General features: G+C 33.5%; 17 protein-coding genes. 8 read left to right on the forward strand and 9 right to left on the reverse strand.

Annotated elements, in window-relative coordinates; genetic code table 11:
* Positions 1–193 precede the first annotated feature (193 nt).
* Positions 194–1,747, reverse strand: a complete 1,554-nt coding sequence (gene amaB, locus ACNG5D_RS11300; RefSeq protein WP_418183628.1) for an L-piperidine-6-carboxylate dehydrogenase — start codon at positions 1,745–1,747, stop codon at positions 194–196.
* A gap of 122 nt (positions 1,748–1,869) precedes the next feature.
* Between amaB and ACNG5D_RS11305 the strand changes: the two genes are divergently transcribed.
* The 4 genes from ACNG5D_RS11305 (at position 1,870) to ACNG5D_RS11320 (ending at position 10,637) form a co-directional block, all read left to right on the forward strand.
* Positions 1,870–2,919: an isoaspartyl peptidase/L-asparaginase family protein gene (locus ACNG5D_RS11305; protein WP_418183629.1), complete on the forward strand. Its 1,050-nt coding sequence runs from the start codon at positions 1,870–1,872 to the stop codon at positions 2,917–2,919.
* Between the two features lie 131 nt (positions 2,920–3,050).
* Positions 3,051–8,621 (forward strand): MG2 domain-containing protein, encoded by a 5,571-nt coding sequence (locus tag ACNG5D_RS11310; protein WP_418183630.1) that lies wholly within the window; start codon positions 3,051–3,053, stop codon positions 8,619–8,621.
* Positions 8,622–8,805: 184 nt separating this feature from the next.
* Entirely contained in the window at positions 8,806–10,164 is a 1,359-nt protein-coding gene (locus tag ACNG5D_RS11315; protein ID WP_418183631.1) for a hypothetical protein, read from the forward strand.
* A 44-nt stretch (positions 10,165–10,208) separates the two neighbouring features.
* Complete coding sequence (locus tag ACNG5D_RS11320; RefSeq protein WP_418183632.1) at positions 10,209–10,637, forward strand: hypothetical protein; 429 nt, start codon at positions 10,209–10,211, stop codon at positions 10,635–10,637.
* Positions 10,638–10,776: 139 nt separating this feature from the next.
* Here the strand turns inward: ACNG5D_RS11320 and ACNG5D_RS11325 are convergent, their stop codons facing one another.
* The gene (locus ACNG5D_RS11325; RefSeq protein ID WP_418183633.1) at positions 10,777–12,651 is read right to left on the reverse strand and encodes a T9SS type B sorting domain-containing protein; all 1,875 of its coding nucleotides are present in this window, start codon (positions 12,649–12,651) and stop codon (positions 10,777–10,779) included.
* A gap of 116 nt (positions 12,652–12,767) precedes the next feature.
* Between ACNG5D_RS11325 and pbpC the strand changes: the two genes are divergently transcribed.
* Complete coding sequence (gene pbpC, locus ACNG5D_RS11330; protein ID WP_418183634.1) at positions 12,768–15,119, forward strand: penicillin-binding protein 1C; 2,352 nt, start codon at positions 12,768–12,770, stop codon at positions 15,117–15,119.
* On the opposite strand, the gene ACNG5D_RS11335 is transcribed toward pbpC, so the two are convergent.
* The 4 genes from ACNG5D_RS11335 to ACNG5D_RS11350 are packed head-to-tail and all read right to left on the reverse strand — an operon-like array spanning position 15,120 to position 17,684.
* Positions 15,120–16,001 carry an endonuclease/exonuclease/phosphatase family protein gene (locus ACNG5D_RS11335; RefSeq protein WP_418183635.1) on the reverse strand — a complete coding sequence of 294 codons (882 nt, stop codon included), beginning with the start codon at positions 15,999–16,001 and terminating at the stop codon, positions 15,120–15,122.
* 6 nt (positions 16,002–16,007) lie between these two features.
* Positions 16,008–16,553: a YciI family protein gene (locus ACNG5D_RS11340; protein ID WP_418183636.1), complete on the reverse strand. Its 546-nt coding sequence runs from the start codon at positions 16,551–16,553 to the stop codon at positions 16,008–16,010.
* On the reverse strand, positions 16,550–17,047 hold the full coding sequence (locus tag ACNG5D_RS11345; protein WP_418183637.1) for a CYTH domain-containing protein: 498 nt from the start codon (positions 17,045–17,047) through the stop codon (positions 16,550–16,552). Before ACNG5D_RS11345 ends, ACNG5D_RS11340 begins: the two co-directional genes overlap by 4 nt.
* Positions 17,022–17,684, reverse strand: coding sequence for a lysoplasmalogenase (locus ACNG5D_RS11350; RefSeq protein WP_418183638.1), 663 nt, complete (start codon positions 17,682–17,684; stop codon positions 17,022–17,024). The genes ACNG5D_RS11345 and ACNG5D_RS11350 overlap by 26 nt, the downstream gene beginning before the upstream one ends.
* A 30-nt stretch (positions 17,685–17,714) precedes the next feature.
* On the opposite strand from ACNG5D_RS11350, the gene dinB reads away from it, so the two are divergent.
* The 3 genes from dinB to ACNG5D_RS11365 all read left to right on the forward strand — a co-directional run bounded on the left by dinB (position 17,715) and on the right by ACNG5D_RS11365 (position 20,585).
* Complete coding sequence (gene dinB / locus ACNG5D_RS11355; protein ID WP_418183639.1) at positions 17,715–18,815, forward strand: DNA polymerase IV; 1,101 nt, start codon at positions 17,715–17,717, stop codon at positions 18,813–18,815.
* 74 nt (positions 18,816–18,889) lie between these two features.
* Positions 18,890–20,053, forward strand: a complete 1,164-nt coding sequence (locus tag ACNG5D_RS11360; protein WP_418183640.1) for a DNA cytosine methyltransferase — start codon at positions 18,890–18,892, stop codon at positions 20,051–20,053.
* A gap of 16 nt (positions 20,054–20,069) precedes the next feature.
* Positions 20,070–20,585 carry a hypothetical protein gene (locus ACNG5D_RS11365; protein WP_418183641.1) on the forward strand — a complete coding sequence of 172 codons (516 nt, stop codon included), beginning with the start codon at positions 20,070–20,072 and terminating at the stop codon, positions 20,583–20,585.
* 155 nt (positions 20,586–20,740) lie between these two features.
* Here ACNG5D_RS11365 and pyk read toward each other — a convergent pair whose 3' ends face one another.
* The 3 genes from pyk to rnc form a co-directional block, all read right to left on the reverse strand.
* Positions 20,741–22,189 (reverse strand): pyruvate kinase, encoded by a 1,449-nt coding sequence (gene pyk, locus ACNG5D_RS11370; RefSeq protein WP_418183642.1) that lies wholly within the window; start codon positions 22,187–22,189, stop codon positions 20,741–20,743.
* Positions 22,189–22,674 (reverse strand): IPExxxVDY family protein, encoded by a 486-nt coding sequence (locus ACNG5D_RS11375; protein WP_418183643.1) that lies wholly within the window; start codon positions 22,672–22,674, stop codon positions 22,189–22,191. The genes pyk and ACNG5D_RS11375 overlap by 1 nt, the downstream gene beginning before the upstream one ends.
* 121 nt (positions 22,675–22,795) lie before the next feature.
* The gene (gene rnc / locus ACNG5D_RS11380; RefSeq protein WP_418183644.1) at positions 22,796–23,536 is read right to left on the reverse strand and encodes a ribonuclease III; all 741 of its coding nucleotides are present in this window, start codon (positions 23,534–23,536) and stop codon (positions 22,796–22,798) included.
* Between the last annotated feature and the right edge of the window lie 6 nt (positions 23,537–23,542).

Below are 23,542 nucleotides of genomic sequence, written 5' to 3' on the forward strand. Positions count from 1 at the left end.
TTAATTAAACCTTGAGCTCCAAATCGATTTTTATAAATCTGGATCAAGGTTTTTTTTTTGCGCTAATTACACCTGTTTTATTTGTTGTGTGTTTAGTCATTAATATTATCAATACATCTTAAAAAAGGCATTTAAAAATAAAAAAAGCCGCATTTTAAAATGCGACCTTAGTTTTAAATGTATAGCTTAATCACTACAAATCAAACTTAATTCCTTGTGCCAAAGGCAACTCTGTTGTGTAATTAATTGTATTTGTTTGTCTACGCATATATACTTTCCAGGCATCAGAGCCAGATTCTCGACCACCACCAGTTTCTTTTTCTCCACCAAAAGCACCTCCAATTTCGGCACCAGAGGTTCCTATATTTACATTAGCAATTCCGCAGTCAGATCCTTGAACAGACAAAAACCGTTCTGCTTCACGCAAATTATTAGTCATAATTGCAGAGCTTAAACCTTGTGCCACTTCATTTTGTATATCAATAGCATTTTCAACATTACCAGAATATTTTAATAAATATAAAACAGGGGCAAAAGTTTCATGTTGTACAATCTCAAAATGTGGTTTTGCTTCTGCTATTGCTGGTTTTACGTAACAGCCACTCTCATAGCCTTTGCCCGATAGCACACCACCTTCTACCACAATATTTCCACCTTCTTCTACCACTTTTTCTAATGCATTTTTATACATGTTAACAGCATCAGTATCAATTAAAGGACCTACATGGTTATTTTCATCTAGAGGATTACCAATACGCAATTGCTTATAAGCATCGACAACCGCATTTTTAACCGTATCGTAAATAGATTCGTGTATAATTAAACGACGTGTGCTTGTACAACGTTGTCCGGCTGTACCAACGGCTCCAAAAACGGCGCCAATTACTGTCATTTTTATATCGGCATCAGGCGTTACAATAATAGCATTATTACCACCTAATTCTAGTAAGCTTTTACCTAATCGTCCTGCTACTTCTTGAGCTACAATTTTACCCATTCTAGTCGATCCTGTTGCAGATATTAAAGGAATACGCTTATCTTTTGTCATAAACTCACCCACATTATAATCGCCATTTATTAAACAAGAAATTCCTTCTGGTAAATTGTTTTCAGCAAAAACCTGTGCAGCAATATTTTGGCATGCTACACCACACATTGGTGTTTTTTCAGATGGTTTCCATACACATACATCGCCACAAACCCATGCTAAAGCCGTATTCCATGCCCAAACAGCCACAGGAAAATTAAATGCCGAAATAATCCCTACAACACCAAGCGCATGGTATTGCTCGTACATACGATGGCCTGGACGTTCGCTATGCATAGTTAACCCATGAAGCTGACGCGATAACCCTACTGCAAAATCGCATATATCAATCATTTCCTGAACTTCTCCCAATCCTTCTTGATAGCTTTTCCCCATTTCATAAGAAACTAATTTTCCTAAAGCCTCTTTTTTTTCTCTTAATTTTTCTCCAAACTGTCGTACAATTTCACCACGCTGCGGGGCAGGCATAGTTCGCCAGGTTTTAAACGCAGATGCTGCAGCATCCATAACCTGCTCATAATCTGCTTTTGTAGTTGTTTTTACCTTTCCAATTAATTGTCCATCAACTGGCGAATAACTTTCAATAACATTGCCATTAGAAAAATTATTTAACCCTGTTGAAGAGCCTTCATTTACAGCTTTTACACCTAAAACATCCAGAGCTTTATTTATACCAAAATTGGTCGCTACATCTTTCATTAATTATTAATTTAATATTAATATTGAGTTTATTTGCGAATATACTAATAAATAGTCGTTTTTATTGAAATTAACTAACGATAAAATTATTAACTTTATTGGCAATTTAATATGTAATCTTCATGAAAAAAATCACCTATCTAAGCTTTGTTTTTTTAATTAGTTTATCCTGTAAAAAAGGAACTGAACCTCAGCCAGAGCCTATTAAAAACGAGCCTGAAAAAGCCGAGTTTTCAATCGTAATTCATGGTGGAGCAGGAAGTATTAGGCGCGACAATATATCTAAAGAAAAAGAAATAGAATACCGCAAAAAACTTGAGGAAGCCATTCGTACAGGCTATAACATTCTACAAGCTGGCGGAACCAGTTTAGATGCTGTACAAAAAACGATAACTATACTAGAAAACTCTCCCCTTTTTAACGCTGGTAGAGGTGCTGTTTTAACCTACGAAGGTATTAACGAACATGATGCTTCTATTATGGATGGAAAAACCTTAAATGCTGGAGCTTCTGCAGGAACAAAAACCGTAAAAAACCCTATTAATTTAGCTAGAGCGGTTATGGATAATTCGCCACATGTTATGCTTTCTGGGCAAGGTGCCGAATTGTTTGCAAAAAATCAAAATCTTGAAATTGTAGAATCAAGTTATTTTTTTAGCGAAAAAAAGCTAAAATCTCTTGAGCGTGTTAAAGCTTCAGAAAAAAATAAGGTTGCCACGTTTTATAATGCAGACTTACAAGATTCTAAATTCGGTACCGTAGGTTGTGCCGCCTTAGATAAATATGGCAATTTAGCAGCAGGAACCTCTACAGGAGGCATGACTAATAAACGCTGGGGGCGTATTGGCGACTCTCCAATAATTGGGGCAGGTACTTATGCTAACAACAATACGTGCGCTGTTTCTAGTACTGGGTGGGGCGAATTTTTTATTCGAGGAATGGTAGCCCACGATATATCAGCGCTTATGGAATACAAAGGATTAAGCCTTAAAGAAGCCACCAAAACCGTTATTCAAACCAAATTACCAAACATTGGAGACCAAGGCGCAACAGGCGGTGTTGTAGCTATAGATAAAAATGGTAATATGGCTATGGAATTTAATACTCAAGGCATGTTTAGAGCCACCATGAACGATAAAGGCGAATTGTACATTGGCATGTTTAAAAATTAACTTTAAGAACGATTTAACAAAATAACAAAGTCTAAGCTTAAAATTTACAACGTAAATTTATTAACGTAACGATACTCTACCTACACCTTCGTTCTATAAGTATATTTAGTTTGTAAAAAACACATCAATCCATGTCATTAAAAAAACATATTGTTTTCGTATTAATTATTACGTTAACCTGGTCCTGTAAAAAGAAAGTTATAGAAACAGATAATCTGTTTAAGTTTCGAGATTACATTAGTTACACAACCTCTGGAGTAGTTTCTGTAGCAAAGCCCATACAAATTAATTTGGCTAAAGAGGTTGAAGTCTGGCAAACTGGTCAAGAAATAACAAACCATATTGTAAATATAAAACCTCATGTTCAAGGTAAATTAACCGCTGCAAACAAACATACTTTACTTTTTACGCCCGACGAACATTTAAGTGCTAATACCGAGTATACCGTTACCATAAAACTTGGAGACATTTATAAAAATATACCTAACACTTTTAAAAACTACACCTTCCAGTTTAAAACCATAACACCAAGTTTTAATATTGAAACTAACCATTTACAATCGTACAGCAAAAACTGGCAATATTTAGAAGGTATCATAACATCGGCCGATGTTATTTCTTTAAAAGACGCCAAAACTTTAGTTCAAGCATCTCAAAACAGAAAAAATCTTTCAATTGTTTTTAATGAAGTAAACGAAGTTTCAAAATATTTTGAATTTAAGATTGATAGTATAAACCGAAAAATTGAAGACGATAAAATTCTGGTAAAATGGAACGGAAAAAGTATTGAAGCTTCAAATGAAGGCGAAAATACCATTGTAATTCCTGGTATTAATAATTTTACTATTGTTGATGTAAATGTTACGCAATCGCCAGAACAACACCTTTCTATCAATTTTTCAGACCCATTAAAAAAACAACAAAATTTTGATGGTTTAGTAAATATTCAAAACGTAAAAAACCTAAAATATGTAGTTAATGGTAATGTATTAAAGGTATACCCAGATAGCAAATTGGTTGGCAACATTCTGGTCGATATCTTTCAGGGCATTAAAAACACCGAAAACTATAAGCTAAAGCAACCCTTTTCTGAAACTATAGCTTTCGAAGCCTTAAAACCTCAAATACGACTAATTAACAACGGCACCATTTTACCAAATTCTGAACAATTAAAATTTAATTTTGAAGCTGTTAATTTAAGCGCTGTTGATGTACGCATTATTAAAATTTTTGAAAACAATATACTTCAATTCCTACAAGACAATAACTTAAATAGTAACAACAATTACGAGATAAAAAAAGTGGGGCGTCGTATTGCAAAACAAACCATTAAACTACAAACCAATACTGAAAATTTAGGCAAATGGAAAGCATACAGCATCGATTTATCAAAATTCTTCAAAGCAGATGCTGGTGCCATTTACCGCATAGAATTAAGCTTTAACAAAAACTATTCTTTATACAATTGCGAGGCTAATGCTGGAATTTCTAATTCTGAAAGCGATAATTATCATGATTATTACGAAGAGGATTATTACGAGGGCGATTACGCAGAAACAGATAGTGAAGATGAAAATTTACGCGAAGAAGCCTACTGGGATAATAAAGCCTATCGTTACAAAAACTATACATACAATTGGCGCCAAGAGCAAAACCCTTGCCATGATGCCTATTATGGCGAAAATAAAATAGTCTCTCAAAATTTATTGGCTTCAAACTTAGGCGTTATAGCTAAACAAGGCACAAACAACTCCTATTATTTTGCGGTTACTAATATTTTAAATACCAATCCTGAAGCCGGAGCAACGGTTTCTATTTACAATTTCCAGCAACAAAAATTAGCAAGTAGCATTACAGACAAACACGGTTTAACCTTAATAGATTCCAATAAAAATGCAGCTTTTGCCATTGTTACAAAAGGCAATAATACCACATACGTAAAACTTCATGATGGCAATTCGCTATCATTAAGCAAATTTGATGTTTCTGGAAACAGATTACAACGCGGGCTTAAAGGCTACATTTATGGCGAACGCGGTGTTTGGCGACCTGGAGATACTTTACATTTAACCTTTATGTTAAACGACAAGGCCAATCCGCTACCTAAAAAACATCCTGTAAAACTAGAAATTATAGATCCAAACGGGAAACTTACTTACAAAAACGTTACAACCCAAAATATTAATAACTTCTACAAATTTACAGTTCCAACATCAACCGAAGATAAAACCGGCAACTATAACGCCAAAGTTTTGGTTGGCGGCGCCACATTTTATAAAAGTTTAAAAATTGAAACCGTTAAACCCAATCGCTTAAAAATTAAAATAGATTTTGAAAACGATATCCTTACAAGTAATACGCCACTAAAGGGTTATTTAGATATTAAATGGCTTCATGGTGCACCAGGAAAAAATTTAAAAACCGAAGTTAAAGCCAAGTTTAGTTCTGCATATACTGCTTTTAAAAACTATAAAAACTACACGTTTAACGACCCAACACGCCAATTTCAAACCGAAGATATTAATGTGTTTGAAGGCCAAGTAAATGAAAAAGGGCTAGCAACTATAAACAAAAATTTAGAAGTTGGAAAAAATGCTCCAGGCATGCTAAATGTACAGTTTTTAGTTAGAGCGTTCGAGAGTGGCGGCGATTTTTCAATGGATGCCTTTACCAAACAATATGCGCCATACACATCGTTTGTTGGTCTTCGCTCGCCAAAAGGCAATGCTTATGGTTCATTTTTTACTGATGAAAACCAAACCTTTAATGTGGTGGTGGTTAATGAAAAGGGCAAACCCATAAAACGCAATAACCTTGAAGTAAAAATTTATAAAATTGAATGGCGCTGGTGGTGGAATTCGTCTTACGATAATTTATCAAGCTACGTATCTAGTAGTTATCACAAACCATATTCAACATTAAAAATAAATACCGATGCTAACGGAAAAGCAAACTTCAACATTAAAATACCCAATAATGATAGAGGGCGCTATTTAATAAGAGTTATAGACCCCGTAAGTGGTCATGCCACAGGAAGAACAGCCTATTTCTATAAAAACTGGTGGCAAAAGGCACCAACTAACAATAAGGAAGCAGCCAAAATGTTAGTCTTTACAGCCAATAAAGAAAAATACAATGTTGGCGAAACCGCCAAAATTACATTTGCTTCGGGTAACGAAGGCCGTGCTTTAGTAAGCATAGAAAATGGCACCGAGGTTCTAGATTATAAATGGATAAAAACAACCAAAGGAGAAACCGTTGTAGATGTTCCAATTAGTAAAGAAATGGCTCCAAACGTTTTTGTAAACATTTCATTATTACAACCGCACAACATAACAGAAAACGATTTGCCAATACGTTTATATGGTGTTATTCCAATTATGGTGGAAGATCCAAACACTAAATTAGAACCACAATTACAAATGCCAGACAAACTAAAACCCGAGCAAATCTTTGAGGTTAAAGTTTCAGAAAAAAATAAAAAAGGCATGACTTATACTATTGCCCTAGTTGAAGAAGGCTTACTAGATTTAACCCGTTTTAAAACACCTAATGCTTGGAATGAGTTTTACAAACGTGAAGCTTTAGGTGTTAAAACTTGGGATATTTTTGATGATGTTATTGGCGCCTATTCTGGAAGTATAGACCAAGTATTTGCTATTGGTGGCGACGGCAATGCTGCTGGCGGAAAAAACAAAAAAGCAAACCGTTTTAAACCTGTTGTTAGTTATTTAGGCCCTTTTAAATTAGATGCAGGACAAACCCAAAAACATCAAATAAAACTACCAAATTATATTGGCTCGGTACGCACTATGGTTGTCGCAGGAAACAACACTAACGAGGCTTACGGAAGCACAGAAAAAACCGTTCAAGTTAAAAAGCCACTCATGGTTTTAGCAACGCTTCCGCGGAAATTAAGCCCTGGAGAAAAAGTAACCTTACCTGTTACCGTTTTTGCTATGGAACCTAAAGTGAAAAATGTAAAAATTAACTTGAAACTAAGCAATGGCATATCTATAGTTGGAAACGCATTAAAAACATTAAGTTTTGCTCAGCCTGATGAAAAAATGATCTATTTCCAACTAGATGTTAGCAAAGCTAAAGGTATAAATACTATTGAAGTTATTGCTACAAGTAACGGCGAAACCTCAACTTATAAAGTAGAGTTAGATGTTGTAAACACCAACCCAATAACATCAAAAGCTATAAACAAAACATTGGGTGCTAATGCTTCAAAAACTATGGCATTTTCAACCTTTGGTGTAGCAGGAACAAACTCGGCATTACTAGAATTTTCAACCTTACCTCCAATGGATTTTTCGCGTAGGTTACAATATTTAATTCAATATCCGCATGGTTGTTTAGAGCAAACCACATCTAGTGTATTTCCGCAATTGTTTTTAGCCAATATTTTTGATTTAACTCCCGATAAAAAGAAACAAATACAAACTCATGTTGAAAATGGCATTAAGCGTATAGGACAATTTCAACGCGCCCATGGCGGATTAAGTTATTGGATGGGAGAAAACCAAACCAACGATTGGAATACAAGCTATGCTGGCCATTTTATGTTAGAAGCCGAAAAAAAAGGTTACGTATTGCCACTTACCTTTAAAAACAATTGGCTAAGCTACCAAAAACAAGCCGCTAGAAACTGGCGTCCAAGTTACAGAACCTATAATTCCGATTTAGCGCAAGCCTACCGCTTGTACACTTTGGCATTGGCCGGAAACCCAGATTTAGGAAGCATGAACCGTTTACGCGAGTTTTCAGAAATTTCTAACGAAGCCAAATGGCGACTAGCAGCAGCCTATGCTTTAGTAGGACAAAACGAAGCCAGCCTTAGCATTTCGCAATCGGCAAATATTAACTTTAAACCTCAACGTTATAATTATTACACCTATGGCTCGGCAGATAGAAATAGAGCCATGGCTTTAGAAACCATGGTATTAACCAAAAACTCTAATATGCGAACACTTGCCGAAGTTATTGCTAAAGATTTATCGAGCAACCGTTGGATGAGCACACAAACTACAGCTTACAGCTTACTAGCAATGGCTAAAATGGTTGAAGCCAATGGCGGAAAAGCTATAAATGTAAAGTATACCATTAACGGAAAAACCGAAAGTATAAACACTAAAAGCGCCATTGCACAACGCCAACTAAACAGCACAGATGGCACGAATAATTTAACCTTTACAAACACCAAAGATAACCTCGTGTATGTTCGTGTATTAAATTCTGGAAAACTACCACTTGGTCAAGAATTAGTAGAGCAACGCGGTTTAAGTGTTTTAGTACAATATAAAGATTTAAAAGGCCATAGTATTGATGTTTCTAAACTTACACAAGGGCAAGATTTTATAGCTACAGTTAGTGTTAGTAATTTAAAAAATATAGCTGTAAACAATGTGGCTTTAACCCAAATATTTCCGTCGGGTTGGGACATTGTAAACACTCGCTTTACTGCCTTTGGAAGCAGTACAATAAGTGCCGCAAGACATACCGATATTAGAGACGACCGTGTAAATTTTTATTTCGATTTACCCGAAAAAGGCAAACACAGCACCAAAACCTTTAATGTAATGTTAAACGCATCGTATTTAGGAACCTATTATTTACCTGGTGTACAAGCCGAAGCCATGTACGATAACGAGTTTTTGGTGAGAACTAAAGGGAAATGGGTTGTTATTGATAAGTAACAAATTCCTGCTTTCGCAGGAATCCTAACCTATTACTTTTTACTAGATTTTGTAAAAATTTTCTACTACTTTCGTTTAACGTCGGATATGAAATATTGAAACGTTTTCATATTCACGGAATATTGGCAGGCAATATGCCAACACATTATCCGAATTCAATCACTAAATTTAGACAAAGGAAAACTTGAAAAAACGAAAACTGAAAAACTTTCTTAAAACTGGAACTTTATCTTTACTAATTTCTCTATTTATAAATTGTTCCTATGATGAATCCTCTGAAATCGAATTTTCAGAAAATCAAAAAATACAGAATGAATTCTCACTTGACAACTTTAATGATTTGTTTATAAAAGATAATTTAATTGTAGATTGGAATGATTTTAATATTGAAGATTCAAATAAAAATGGTTTTGTTTTATATGAATTTAATACTTCGCTTAATACCAGTAAATCCATTGAAAGTGGTAAATATCAGTTTAGTTTTAGATACAAGGTATTAGTAGCAAAAAATAGTCAAAACTCATGGTCTTTCGAAATTATCAAATTTTTGGCCAATGACGACAAGGATTTAAGCAATACATCGTATTTTTCCATTGATTCATTCTCTGGTACATTATATCACTATAATCTAAAAGGGGAAACACTAAAAGTAAAAGGATATGAAAAAGGTAATTTGATAAATGAATTTAAAAATAAAGATAGCTCACTTTTTTCTAAACAGGAAAATATAGAGACCAATTGTTCAGACTGCTTTGCCCCTGTTTATACCGAGCATTATACTGATTGGTATAAATCAGATGGTAATGGTGGTTTTACTTATACACATTCGGTTCTTAACCGTGTATCTGTAGAATTCGTATATATTCCAGGTCCAAATCAAAATATTACGTACCATAGCCATGAAACACCATCTTATATTAGCAATACTGTCAGTAGTAATAACCACGGTAATGAGCTCGTACTTGATGTAGATGAAATTTCCAATAATCTTACAGGAAAAGCTCTTTGTGTTTATAATAAAATGGTTAATAACAGTAATAATATAAATTGGATATTGGAAAACTTCTTGGATGGAAACAAACCATCTCAATTTAATTTAAACCTACAAATGTCAACGACTCTGGGCAATGGAACAAACGCCTCTACGGCTACACCAGCACAAAGTGGTATGCCCAATACCTTTGTCATCAGTATTAACCAAAATAGGTCTGAAAATATAAATACTATGCTTACTGTTGCTAGAACAATTTTGCATGAAGGTATACATGCTAGACTCTGGGAGTTTTATTACAGAGATGGTGTTGGAGTAACTCCTAATGATTTCCCTGGTATATATGAACATATGAGAATTTATGGGAAAAACTGGGATCACGAACAAATGGCGGCTTTTTACAGAACTACCATTGCAGAAGGCTTGAAACAATTTGATAATGCACAACATACAGACGAATATTATGATGCATTGGCTTGGGAAGGGCTTTCCGAAATTAAAGATGCAAATAATAATCATGACTTAATCTATATATACAACTGCTTGGAATGAACTTTCTAGTGAAGAACAAACAACAATTTTACAAATTATAACAGATGAAAAACAAAATGGAAGCAAAATTTGTAAATAAAATAATATTTACTTGTTTGTTTGTATCCATCATGACGAATTTAGTGTCAAGCCAAACAGCAAAATATCTTTTATTTGATAAATCAAAAGATAGCGTTATTGATATTGGGCAAACAAAATATTATAAAATCGACAAGAATCTATTTGATATTAATAGATATAACAAAATTGATACTATTAAAATAAATATTGTTAAAAAGGTAAGTTTAACTTCTGTAGAAAGTTTATGGAGAGAAGGACGGTCTATAAGCGATTCAATTTTAAAGGAAGGTATAAAAAAGAAAAAGATTAAAATAATAGAAACAAATAATCAGGTTTTTGAACATATTTATGTGTTAGAAAAATTAGCTAATTGCAATTATAAACGAACAAGAGTTTGGTGGAAAGACTATTGACTTCAAAACAAATACAAACCATATAAAAACCAATTATGCAAACCAGCCTGTGTTAGGGATTGAACGGTATGTTTGAAATCCCCGACGAAGGAGGGATTGAGTAGTGAAAGCCCGACCCTTGTGGTAACGCCCAAAAAAATTATTGTTTTAAAGTAATGTGCCCCGTAAATTTTTGCCCTTCTATAACTATTACATACCAGTAATCGGCTGTTGGTAATAGGTTTCCGTTGTAAGTTCCGTCCCAATTTAGCGCTGTGTTTATACCGCTTTTTAAAAGTTTACCATATCTATTAAAAATAGAAACTTGCGTTGTACTATAAAACTCGATACCTTTTAAGCTGAAGGTATCGTTTACACCATCGCCGTTTGGTGTAAAAAACGATGGAATATAAAAATGTATGTGCTGTGTGGTTATTACTTGGCTGCAATTTTGATGCTTTATATAAATGGTATATTGCCCGCCCTCGATATTATAAAATGTGGGGTTGGTTTGAAACTCGCTTCCGTTTATAGAATACAGAAAATTACCAGTATTGGTGGTTGTAATGTTAATATTGGTGCCATTACTTTCTACGCTTTCTATTACTGGGTTATCTATTTGAGATAGCGTTATGGTTTTTGTAACACTACATGTACTATTTGAAACGACTACTGAATATGTACCCGGACTGGAAACTTGAATTTGCTCTTGGGTGCTACCGTTATCCCACAGGTAAGTAGTTGACGGACTAGGATTTGCTGGATTTGCATGCAAACTAATGGTTGTATTTTCGCAAAACTCTAAGGTTTGGTCTGTTACATCTGGTGTTTCAAAATAATGCATTTGCACAGCTGTTCTGGTTGAAGATAAACAGCCTCCTGTAATAGTTTGGGTTTCTGCATAATAAGTGCCAGATGTAGCTGGTTTATATGTTGCACTATTGGCTAGTAATAAATTTCCTCCTGTGTTGGCATCGAACCAATTTACAGTTTCGCCAGGCCCGACGGTTACCGATAATGGTGTTGTATCGTTTTCGCAAATTGCTAAATCGCCATTATTTGTTGGTGCACTAGGTGTTGGAACAACTCTAACTTCGTATATATCTGAAACCGAATTACATGAGTTATTATTAACATTTACCTCAGCTTCGGCTACCTTGGTTCTGTAAAATGTAGTGCTATTTATAGGCGCCATGGTATAACTATTATTTGTTTCGCCTGGTATATCTACCCAACTAACACCATCTACACTTTGTTGCCATTGGTAAAAATGAGATGAAAAAATAGTAAAATCTGGCATTGCTGTTAGTGTTGTTGAATATGGAAGTTGGTTTTCGCACAAAATGGTAGTGTTTGTATTTAATGCATCTTCTATTTCGATAGTATCGCCACAAGATTTAAAAACAATATCGTCTAAAGCCAAATCGTTACCGCAACCTCCAACACCATTATTTAACATTTTTAATATTACAGAGGTTTGGCTTGGTAAGGTTTGAAACACTAATGCGTATTGTTGCCAATTAGGGTTAGTGGTTCCGTTTATATCTCCAGTATCACCGCTGGCTAAAAGATTAGTATCGGTATTATCCCAAATCTCGAATTTTACATTTATAGGAATTCCGCCACCGCAGCTAGAAGGCGGAAGTAAATTAATCATCCACGAAGAAAACTCGTAAGTCGTATTTTCGCAAAGCCCACTAACGGTTGTTTGGTAAAATTCGCCAGCAGTAAAATCGGCATTAATAATTAACATTCTTCCATTAGAATCGCCTGGTGTATGGTCTGGAATAATATGCCACCCAAACCAATTGGTATTACTTGAAACATTATACGACCCATCGTTAGGAGCTCCTGCGGTATAAGAATAAGATGTTGTTCCTGGTGGTAGTGAGGTTGTAGATCCTGTACCAAAAGTTTCGGTAAAAATAGGGTCGCCAGAATTACCAGTACAAAACCCTAATTGTGCAAAAGACTGAAAAGACACCAATACAATTACACACAGTAAATAAAACTTATTTTTTAATAATGTATTCAAGGAAATTAGTTTCACAAATGCTATATTACTTTAGCCAAAGTAAGTATTATATATTAGTTAATATAAAATTATCTTAAAAAGCATCTAATTTAAGCGTTTAAGAGTACATAAAATAAATGACACGAGTAATAAACTACATAAAAACGCATAAAATTAAAATGGCAATTATACTTATGCTTTTAATTGCGTATGTTTTTTGTTTACCTAAACAGCTTTTTAAAACTCCAACTGCTACAGTAATTACTAGCACAGAAAACGAACTATTAGGTGCCCAAATAGCCCGTGATGGCCAATGGAGATTTCCGTATAACAAGGTTGTTCCAGAAAAATTTAAAGCCTGTATTATTCAGTTTGAAGATGAATACTTTTATTCGCACCCAGGGTTTAACCCCGTATCTATTTTTAAAGCTTTAAGAGATAATTTAAAATCTGGCAGCATAAAACGCGGTGGCAGCACTATAACACAACAAGTAATTAGGCTTTCTAGAAAAGGGCAAAAACGCACTTACATAGAAAAACTTAAAGAAATTATTTTAGCTTCACGTCTAGAAATTCGAGATAGTAAGGAAACTATTTTAGCTTATTATTCTAGCAACGCTCCTTTTGGCGGAAATGTAGTTGGACTAGATGCGGCTTCGTGGCGTTATTTTAATAGAAATGCCAACCAGTTATCTTGGGCAGAAAGTGCCACATTAGCCGTTTTACCTAATGCGCCAAGCTTAATTTATCCGGGCAAAAACCAAAAACACTTATTACTAAAGCGTAATAGACTTTTAAAAAAACTGTTAAACAATTCTATAATAGACTCACTTACATACCAACTTGCTGTTGCAGAAACTTTACCTTTAAAACCTTATAGGTTACCCCAAACGGCACCTCATTTATTACAAAAAGTGGCTAAAAAACACCATGGAAAACGCGTTAAAACAACTATTAATGCCAATCTTCAAAAACGTGTAAATTATATTGTTAAAACACATTATAACCAATTAAAACAGAACGAAATTCATAACGCTGCGGTTTTAGTTTTAAACGTAAAAACCAGGCAGGTTTTAGCCTATATTGGCAATACACCAACCAACAAAAACCACCAAAAAGATGTAGATATTATTAATAAACCCAGAAGTACAGGCAGTATTTTAAAACCTTTCTTGTACGCATCAATGTTAGATTCCGGTAATTTACTACCTAATAGTTTGGTTGCAGATGTCCCTACACAATTTGGCAGCTATAACCCCGAAAATTATAATAAAACTTATGATGGTGCTGTACCTGCTAGCAAAGCCTTATCGCGCTCGTTAAACGTTCCTGCTGTTAGAATGTTACACGAGTTTGGCTTAGATAGGTTTTTTCATTATTTAAAACAATTAAACCTTAAAGATCTTAAATATAATGCTAACCATTACGGGCTATCGTTAGCATTAGGCGGTGCCGAAAGTAATCTTTGGGATTTATGTAAAAGTTACGCCGCATTATCATCAACACTAAACCATTTTTCCGATAACTCTAGTACATATTTTTCAAATGAATTTTGCGAGCCTACATTTTTAGCTTCTAAAACTATAAATTTTGGAAAAAAAACGAACGATAAAACACTTTTTGATGCAGCTTCTATTTACTTAACTTACGAAAGTTTAAAAGAAGTTAACAGACCTGAAAGTGATGAGAGTTGGGAATTTTTTGATGATTCTAAACACATTGCCTGGAAAACCGGAACCAGTTTTGGGTTTAGAGATGCTTGGGCTATTGGAAGCACTAAAGATTATGTAGTTGGCGTTTGGGTTGGAAATGCCGATGGAGAAGGACGCCCTGGTTTGGTTGGCGTACAAACTGCGGCTCCTATTTTATTTGATGTTTTTAATTTACTACCTAATAGTAATTGGTTTGATAAGCCTTTTGATGAAATGCAACAAGTTTTTATATGTAAACAAAGCGGGTATAGAGCATCGCAATATTGTATTAATGTTGAAGAAAAACATATTCAAATTAGTGGGTTAAAAACCAAACCTTGCCCGTACCATATTTTAGTTCATTTAGATAAAAATGAAACTTATCAAGTAAATTCCTCTTGCGAAAATTTAGATCAAATTAAGCACAAATCGTGGTTTGTATTACCGCCTCTTATGGCGCATTATTACAAAACTAAAAACCCGTTTTATAAGCCGCTTCCTAAATTTAAAAATGATTGTTTAGGTGAACATTTAATTACCATTGAGTTTATTTATCCAAATAAAAATAATACGGTGTTTTTACCTAAAGATTTTAATGGCGAAACAAATAACTTAATTTTAAAAATAGCACATTCTAAACCAGAAAGCACGGTATTTTGGTATATTGATAATACTTTTATAGGAAGCACCAAAACCTTACATGAATTAGCTGTTAAACCAAAACAAGGCAAGCACACGGTTACAGTTATTGATGAATTTGGAAATGAAGCCAAACAAACATTTGAAATAACAGAATAACTATTTTCTTATTACAGTTTTAATCATTGAATGATCCGATTTTAGCGTGCTTAATTTTTCGGCATTTAAAATTTGCATGTCTTTAGAAACCCAAATATGATCTAGAGATAATAATGGTAAATTCCAAAACCAAGTTTCTCGAAAACCTGTGCCTTTTTCGTTTAAAACCTGATTAAAATCAACCTCAATATTATTTAGAAACCTTGATTCCATTGGTGTATTAAAATCTCCTAAAACCACCGTGTTTGTTGTTGTTTTAATTGTCTCAGTAACAAATTTTAATTGATCTTCTCTGTAAATATTCATGTTTCCATCAACATCAACAGCATAAAAGTTTAAATTATAGGTTGTAAAGTTTATAACTACAGTTTCATCATCAGAAATGGCAACATTTTTTATCTCTATTGGTGTTTTAGAAAACACCCCTATTTCACTTTCTTTATGCCAATAAAAGTGAAAATTAGGATATTTTAATTTGTCGTCCTCAATATCTTCGGCATGATATTCTACCAAAACAACCACATCTGGTAGGTTATTATTATTGTTTTCAAAAACATCTATAAGCTCGCGCTTGTGTGTAGCATTCCAAAACATAATTTCAATATCGGTTTCTAGAATATCTTCAGAAGTATTTATTTTAAAACTTCTAGCTAGCCAAATGGTTATTAATATAAGTGCTAAAACAAGGTTGTAATGTCTTCTTTTTTTTCTTAAAAATACCGATAACAGTAATACCACAATTATAATTAATGGCAACGGAAACGTATAATAAATAACCGAAAGAGAAAAACTACTTTCTTTTAATACAAAATGAATTAAAAGCAATACTAGTATTACTAAAATATTGAACCGGAAAAAATGGCGTTTTATAAACTTAAACATTACTTACTATCTTAAAGGAAACCCTTTGGCTGCCCACCATGGGTGTATTTCTATTACTAATCTGCCAGCTATAACCATAGGGTCTGAGTTGGCTAAACTATCTGCCATTTTTAATGTTGGTACGTTATAAATGGTTACACCTCTCATATCTCCATCGTCACCAAAAGGACCAGAAATATCTGCATAACCCATATCGTACATTTTGGTTAAGTGCTCTAGATGTAGTTTTTGAAGCTCTGCAGACTCCTCTTCATTTTGCCCACGAATAGGGCCTTTTTTTAAGAAAGCCATAAAATATTGCTGCATTAAAATAGTATCTTTTGTTTTCTCATCAACATAATCAAACGTTTTAAACCCTTTAGCAGTAAGCTCTTCCTTAAGTTGTTTCATGGTTTTTTCAACTACTTTTTCAGTTTCAACAAAAACAGAATCTTTTATAGCTGTTGCTACCTCTTCAACATTTTCTTTTATATCTGGTAGTGAAGCTTTTGGCTTTTCTTTACAGCAAAATAAAACCGAAATAAACACTAATAGCACTACAATTTTTTTCATAAAATCCATGTATTATAAGGTTTGTTACTTAGTTGCGAGTTATAATATTTTGTTTGCCCTGTTACTTCTTTCCCTAGCCAGTTAGGCGTGTTAAAGGTTTCGTTTTCGCTACTTAATTCGACTTCTGCAATAACTAAACCTGCATTGTTTCCTAAAAATTCATCGACTTCAAAAATATGATTTTCAACTTTTATTTCATATCGTATTTTATCAATAACGCCTGGTTCACATAAATTTAACAATTCAATGGCTTCTTGTTTTGTAATTTCTTTTTCCCATTCGAAGCGAGACAATCCATTTTTTGATGATTCGCCTTTTACAGTTAAAAAGCCCAAATTGTCTTTTATCCTAACTCTAACTGCTCTTTGTTTATTTGAGTTTAAATAACCTTGAATAATTCTAGTAAACTTAAAAGCGTCTGTCTTAAAAGCATCAGATTTTACTAAAAATTTACGCTCTATTTCTATATTAGATACTTGTTCTAGCTTTGTCATTTATATAAATTGTTGAAAGCGAAATTAATGTTATTGCCAACCAATACGTAGTAGACACCAAAAATTGCGCAATTGTAAAATTAAAAATAAATTTTCTATAAGCTAAAACAGAATCTGAAATTAAAAATAAGATGCCACCCAATAAAATTAGTAAAAAGGCATAATCCTTTTTCCAAACATATAAGTTTAAAGCTTGCCATACCATAAATACAATACATGCTATGTATAAAATTACAGGCACTAACAAACTTCCTAAATGATCTTTTAAAATAAAAAAAACTAAGCACGCCAAAGCTACTAGTGGAACTAACGTTTTAATATTTGTAGAAATTCCATTAATGGTGGTAAATGCGTATATAAAGAATATATGACCAATTAAAAAAGCAACAAGACCAAAAATAAAATACGAATCGAACATTAAAAACACATCTCCTATAAGGCAAAACACTAATCCTATTAAAATAATATTTTTATAAGGTTTTAACCCATTTTTAGCAAATAAAATAGGTATAATAATAACCAGCAATGTAGATAGCGGTTTAAAAACATATTGTACTAGCTTGGTATTTGTATATGCCGAAACAATTGTTACTATTACCGATATTACTATTAACAAGAGCCAGATACTTTTTTTCATACATTTTTTATTATTCATTAAATTTACAACATGTCTGCCAATTTACCATTACGAAAAATTATTCATGTTGATATGGATGCGTTTTATGCTTCTGTAGAGCAGTTGGATAACCCTAATTTAAAAGGGAAACCTATTGCTGTAGGCGGTGGTGGTAAACGAGGCGTAATTAGTGCTGCAAGCTACGAAGCTAGAAAATTTGGCGTAAAAAGTGCCATGCCTGGTAGTTTAGCTATTAAGCTATGCCCCGACTTAATTTTTGTGAAAACCAATTTTGAAAGGTATACAGAAATATCGAAAAAAATTAGAAAAATATTTCATGAATATACCGATTTAGTAGAACCTTTATCTCTAGATGAGGCTTATTTAGATGTTACACAAAATAAAAAAGGAAACCCAAGCGCTTCTTTAATTGCTAAAGAAATTAGAGCAAGAATATATGAAGAGGTTGGATTAACCGCATCGGCTGGTATTTCAATAAATAAATTTATTGCTAAAGTTGCAAGCGATTACAATAAACCTAACGGACAAAAAACAGTTAACCCTGAAGAAGTTACAGCTTTTTTAGAAGCCTTAGATATTAGAAAGTTTTATGGTGTTGGTAAAGTTACTGCCGAAAAAATGTACCAAAAAGGCATTTTTACAGGTTTAGATTTAAAAAACAAACCTTTAGAATATCTAGACGAGCACTTTGGTAAATCTGGACGGTATTATTACTACATTGTTAGAGGCATACATACTAGCGAAGTAAAACCACACAGAACCCGAAAAAGCTTAGCTGCCGAACGTACTTTTAGCGAAAATTTATCGTCTGAAGTATTTATGCTTGAAAAGTTAAAACACATTGCTAATGAGGTTTCGCGCAGGTTACTAAAAAGTAAAGTTGCTGGCAAAACTGTAACTTTAAAAATAAAATATAGCGACTTTACATTACAAACTCGAAGCAAAACCCTACCTTATTTTATTAGCGACAAAAGTGTAATTTTAGAAACGGCTAAAGATTTATTATACCAAGAAAAAATGACAAACTCGGTTAGGTTGCTAGGCATATCTATATCTAATTTAAACACCGAAAAAAAGAAAAAACCAGAAACAAAACAACGTGTTAGTGTACAATTAAAGTTTGAGTTTTAATACCATTTTTAACATTTAATTATTTATTACTTTTGGTATGCTATAAATTATCTTCATTACCTTAAAAATAAAATATGCCCGAAACTATAGAACCCAAAATAATAAAAAAAAGTGCTTGGGATACTTCTGTGAAAGTTGAAGAAAACGGTTATTACTGGAATAACGAACCTGTTTTTAAAAAAGGGAATAATATTAACACACAAAAACCTATTGTTGCCGAATTATTTTGTGGTTGCGGTGGCACATCGTTAGGGTTTGAAATGGCTGGTTTTGAAACTGTTTTAGGTTGCGATATTCATACACCTTCTATTAAAACATTTCAAGCAAACCACCCCAATTGCTCTACTATTAATGGCGATATTAAAAAGGTTAACCCTCAAGTTATAAAAGAGCTTTTAAATGGCAGGCAACTCGATGTGCTTATTGGTGGCATTCCTTGTCAAGGTTTTTCATTAAATAACAGAAAAAGACACGAGCAAGACGATAGAAATTTTATGTATATGGAATTTGCTCGTTTTGTTAAAGTTTTACAACCCAAAGTTATTGTTTTAGAAAACGTTTCGGGCATGAAAAGCGTTGGTAGTTTTGTTACAGATATTGAAACGCACTTAAGCGATATTGGACAAATGACAGTAAAAAGCCAAATGCTATACGCACCCGATTACGGTGTACCGCAAAAAAGAAAACGATTAATATTTGTTGGCATAAAGGATAAAACATTTAATTTTAAAGATATCATTAAAACACACGGCCCCGAAACCAACAATGCTTATGTTTCCATAAAAAATGCCATTGGCGATTTGCCTGCTTTAAAAACTAAAGAAACTAAAACCACTTATAATTCTGAACCTTTTAGCGATTACCAAAAATTAATGCGCTTAAATACAGATAAAAAATTTACAGGGCATACGGCTCCAAACCATCCTATGGCTACGATTGATAGAATACGAAATACAAAACCTGGCGAACCTATGTACCAAAGGTTTAAACAACGTATACGATTGGCCTGGGATATTTTAAGCCCTACACAGGTTTCTGGTGGCATAAGGCCTCAATTTCAACTTGGACACCCAAAAGATAATCGTGGATTAACCATTCGAGAAAGATGCAGAATACAGAGTTTTCCTGATGATTTTGTTGTAAAAGGTGGAACTGTGCAAGCTAGAGTACAAACAGGAAATGCTGTACCGCCTTTATTAGCAAAAGCCGTGGCTTTAGCCATTAAAAAATATTTATAATAAAACTTTTACTAGTTTGATTGAAATTTTAATTACTCCTGATATTATTGATTATGCCAATAACAAATTGGAACATGTAAATACACGCGATAATTTAGGTTTAAGTAAGTTTGGGTCTGAACGAGATAGGATTTTAGTAGGCTATATTGGCGAACGAATTATTATGAAACATCTTGGGCTTAAAAATGATGAAGATAAATACCATTATGATTTAATATCGAATAAAGGTAAAAAACTTGAGGTTAAAACCATTACTTGTAAGTTTAAACCTAAACCCGATTATTGGTGTACGGTTAACTCGCACGACTTATCGGGGGTTTACAAACAAGATGCCGATTTTTATATATTTTTAAGAATTTTAAATGATTATAGTAAAGGCTGGATTCTTGGTTGGATTGCTTGTGACGATTTTTTTAAAAAAGGCGAATTTGTTAAAAAAGGAAAGGATTTTGGTAAGTTTAAATTTATAAAAGCTAATGCCACTATTTTACCTATTAATAAGCTAAACAAGTTTAAGGCAAATATGTTTTAAAATAGTGCCTTGTAAAAAAAACTGGCTCGGGCTTGCGTTAGCGATAGTAACGGCATCCTTTTAAATAGAAAAAACTGCTTTTAGGGCAGTTTTTTCTATTTAAAAGATATAGTGGATAGCGCGACCCTTGTGGTAACGCCCAGTATAGTATAATATTAAAGTTTTAAGTTACATGTTTCTATTTCGGTTACACGTAATGTATTTACCATACCTTTATCTTTCATTGGCATGGCTGCTAGACTTATAAGCATGTCGCCTACATCTAAATACCCCATTTTACAGGCTATAGCATTAACGTCTTCTATGGTTTCGTCGGTACTTACAAACTTATCGTAATAAAATGCACGTACTCCCCAAAGTAAGCTTAAACGCGTTAAAATTCGTTTGTTTGATGTAAATACTAATATGTGACAGGATGGTCTCCATGCCGAGATTTGAAATGCTGTATACCCACTATTTGTAAGTGTTGATATGGCTTTAGCATTAATTTCGTTTGCCATATTAGCGGCATGGTAACATATAGATTTTGTAATGTAACGGTTGGTACGAATGTGTGGTGGTAATTGTGGTACTTTAATTAACTCTGAGTTTTCAACGCTTTTTAAAATACTTGCCATTTGCTTAATTACCTGTACTGGGTATTGTCCTACAGAGGTTTCGCCAGAAAGCATTACGGCATCGGCTCCATCCATTACCGAGTTGGCAACATCGTTTACTTCTGCTCGTGTTGGTGTTAAACTATCTATCATAGTTTCCATCATTTGCGTTGCAATAATTACTGGAATTCTTGCTTTTTTAGCTCGTAATACTAGTTTTTTCTGAATAAGTGGTACTTCTTCGGCTGGAACTTCTACACCTAAATCGCCACGAGCTACCATTAAACCATCGCAATGTGCCACAATTTTATCGATATTTTCTACCGCTTCTGGTTTTTCTATTTTTGCTATAATAGGTATTTTATGATCGTTATGTTTTGCTATTAAATCGCGTAATTCCATTAAATCTTCTGCATGGCGCACAAAGGATAGTGCTATCCAATCTACATTTAAGCTAATGGCAAAAATAGCATCTTCAATATCTTTTTCTGTTAATGCAGGTTGCGAGATATTGGTGTTTGGTAAGTTAACTCCTTTTTTAGATTTTAAGGGACCGCCTTGTATTACTTTAGCTTTTACCTCAGATTTTTTATCGGTTGAAACGACTTCAAAAATTAATTTTCCATCGTCTAAAAGAATACGCTCTCCTGGTTTTGCGTCTTGAGGAAACCGTTCGTAGGTCATATAAACACGCTCTTTAGTACCTTCGAAGCGTTCGCCTGTTGCAAAAATTATTTCATCGCCTGGGTTTACAACAACCTCTTCTTTCATAACGCCTACACGAAGTTTTGGGCCTTGTAAATCTGCAAGTATTGCTGCAGTAAAACCAAACTCTTCGTTTAATTCGCGTATCATTTGTATACGCTCTTTTACATCGTTATAATCGGCATGAGAGAAATTAATTCTAAATACATTTGCGCCTTGTTCAAGCATGCCTTTTAAAACTTCTTTCGTGCTTGTAGCTGGCCCTAAGGTGGCTACTATTTTGGTTTTTTTATCTATTGACATTAGTTAAAAATTAAATTTTGTTTAGATTTCAATTGGCTAGAATCTACACTATAAGCCGTTGCTATTTGCGGTATTTTTAATATACTATCTATGATATATTTTTCTTTACTTATACTGAACTCGGTATTTATTTTTAAAAAATAGTTTACCGTTTTATATTCTGGTATTAATTGAAATGTTTTAGTTATTTTTTCTTGGTTGTCGAATAACGACGTATGGTTTAATTGTTGGAGCTCTTCTGTTTTACAAATGTTTGATACTAAACTCCATGTTATTAAATGCTTTTTATCTTCCCATTCGTAAATTGAATAAGAAATTTGTCCGTTTTTAAAATCTAAATCTGATGCTTTTCTTGATAGTGTTATACCTAAATGCTTATTAAGTAAGTATGCTAACCTATAGTTTTCTAACCTACAATGTATTGCTATTAAGGTGTATAATGCCTCATCGAAAGCATCATCTAGAATAAGTTTGTGAACAGCCATAACTTATTTTAATTTTCGTAAATATAATATTTATAACGTACAGTTATATTAAGTTTTTGCTAATCTTAGTAAGAAATACGACTAAAACGTTGTAGTAAATGGGGTTAAAATTGCTAGATATTTATAGCATTTTAGACATTTTGTTTTGAAATACAAAAAAGGCACGTTTTGATGCTTTTTCTTCTGCTTTTTTCTTTGAAGTTGCTCTGGCTTTTGATATTATTTTATCGTCTATTGATAGTTTTACTGAGAAATGCCTAACATCGTCATTTCCTGTATCTTCATAAACATTATAATCAAAGGTCTTTTTTTCTTTTTGGCACCATTCTATAAGTAAACTCTTGTAACTTATTACTTTACCTTCTAAGGTTTCAATATCTACATAGGGAATAATAACGCGTTTAAAAATAAATTTTTCGCAATATTTATAGCCTCTATCTAAAAAAATGGCTCCAACTAAAGCTTCAAATAAATTACCGTGAATGTTATCTCCAAATTGGCCTGCTGGTATTTTACTTTCAACTAAATTAATTAGTTTTAAACCTTTTCCTAGCTCGTTTAAATGCTCTCTACTTACTACTTTAGATCGCATTTTGGTTAAATAACCTTCGTCTCCACTAGGGACTTCTAGATATAGATGCGAAGCTATTACCGAGCTTAACATGGCATCACCTAAAAACTCTAAACGTTCGTAATTAAATGGGTTACCCTTAGTGTCTTTAATATTCATAGACCTATGTGTAAAGGCCTTTTTATAATATTTAACTTTTTTAGGTTTAAACCCTAGTATTTTGGTTAGCTGCATAAAAAAATTCCCGTTGCGTTTAAAACGGGAATTTAGTATGTTACGAATGCTATCCATTCGGGA

Source organism: Algibacter ulvanivorans, from assembly GCF_048381495.1.
Lineage (GTDB): Bacteria > Bacteroidota > Bacteroidia > Flavobacteriales > Flavobacteriaceae > Algibacter_B > Algibacter_B ulvanivorans.

What these genes read in the sequence shown, in the direction of transcription:
- amaB (WP_418183628.1), bottom strand. Translation starts at nt 1,747, where the DNA reads ATGAAAGATGTAGCGACCAATTTTGGTATAAATAAAGCTCTGGATGTT.
- ACNG5D_RS11305 (WP_418183629.1), top strand. Translation starts at nt 1,870, where the DNA reads ATGAAAAAAATCACCTATCTAAGCTTTGTTTTTTTAATTAGTTTATCC.
- ACNG5D_RS11310 (WP_418183630.1), top strand. Translation starts at nt 3,051, where the DNA reads ATGTCATTAAAAAAACATATTGTTTTCGTATTAATTATTACGTTAACC.
- ACNG5D_RS11320 (WP_418183632.1), top strand. Translation starts at nt 10,209, where the DNA reads ATGAAAAACAAAATGGAAGCAAAATTTGTAAATAAAATAATATTTACT.
- pbpC (WP_418183634.1), top strand. Translation starts at nt 12,768, where the DNA reads ATGACACGAGTAATAAACTACATAAAAACGCATAAAATTAAAATGGCA.
- ACNG5D_RS11335 (WP_418183635.1), bottom strand. Translation starts at nt 16,001, where the DNA reads ATGTTTAAGTTTATAAAACGCCATTTTTTCCGGTTCAATATTTTAGTA.
- ACNG5D_RS11340 (WP_418183636.1), bottom strand. Translation starts at nt 16,553, where the DNA reads ATGAAAAAAATTGTAGTGCTATTAGTGTTTATTTCGGTTTTATTTTGC.
- ACNG5D_RS11345 (WP_418183637.1), bottom strand. Translation starts at nt 17,047, where the DNA reads ATGACAAAGCTAGAACAAGTATCTAATATAGAAATAGAGCGTAAATTT.
- ACNG5D_RS11350 (WP_418183638.1), bottom strand. Translation starts at nt 17,684, where the DNA reads ATGAAAAAAAGTATCTGGCTCTTGTTAATAGTAATATCGGTAATAGTA.
- dinB (WP_418183639.1), top strand. Translation starts at nt 17,715, where the DNA reads ATGTCTGCCAATTTACCATTACGAAAAATTATTCATGTTGATATGGAT.
- ACNG5D_RS11360 (WP_418183640.1), top strand. Translation starts at nt 18,890, where the DNA reads ATGCCCGAAACTATAGAACCCAAAATAATAAAAAAAAGTGCTTGGGAT.
- pyk (WP_418183642.1), bottom strand. Translation starts at nt 22,189, where the DNA reads ATGTCAATAGATAAAAAAACCAAAATAGTAGCCACCTTAGGGCCAGCT.
- ACNG5D_RS11375 (WP_418183643.1), bottom strand. Translation starts at nt 22,674, where the DNA reads ATGGCTGTTCACAAACTTATTCTAGATGATGCTTTCGATGAGGCATTA.
- rnc (WP_418183644.1), bottom strand. Translation starts at nt 23,536, where the DNA reads ATGGATAGCATTCGTAACATACTAAATTCCCGTTTTAAACGCAACGGG.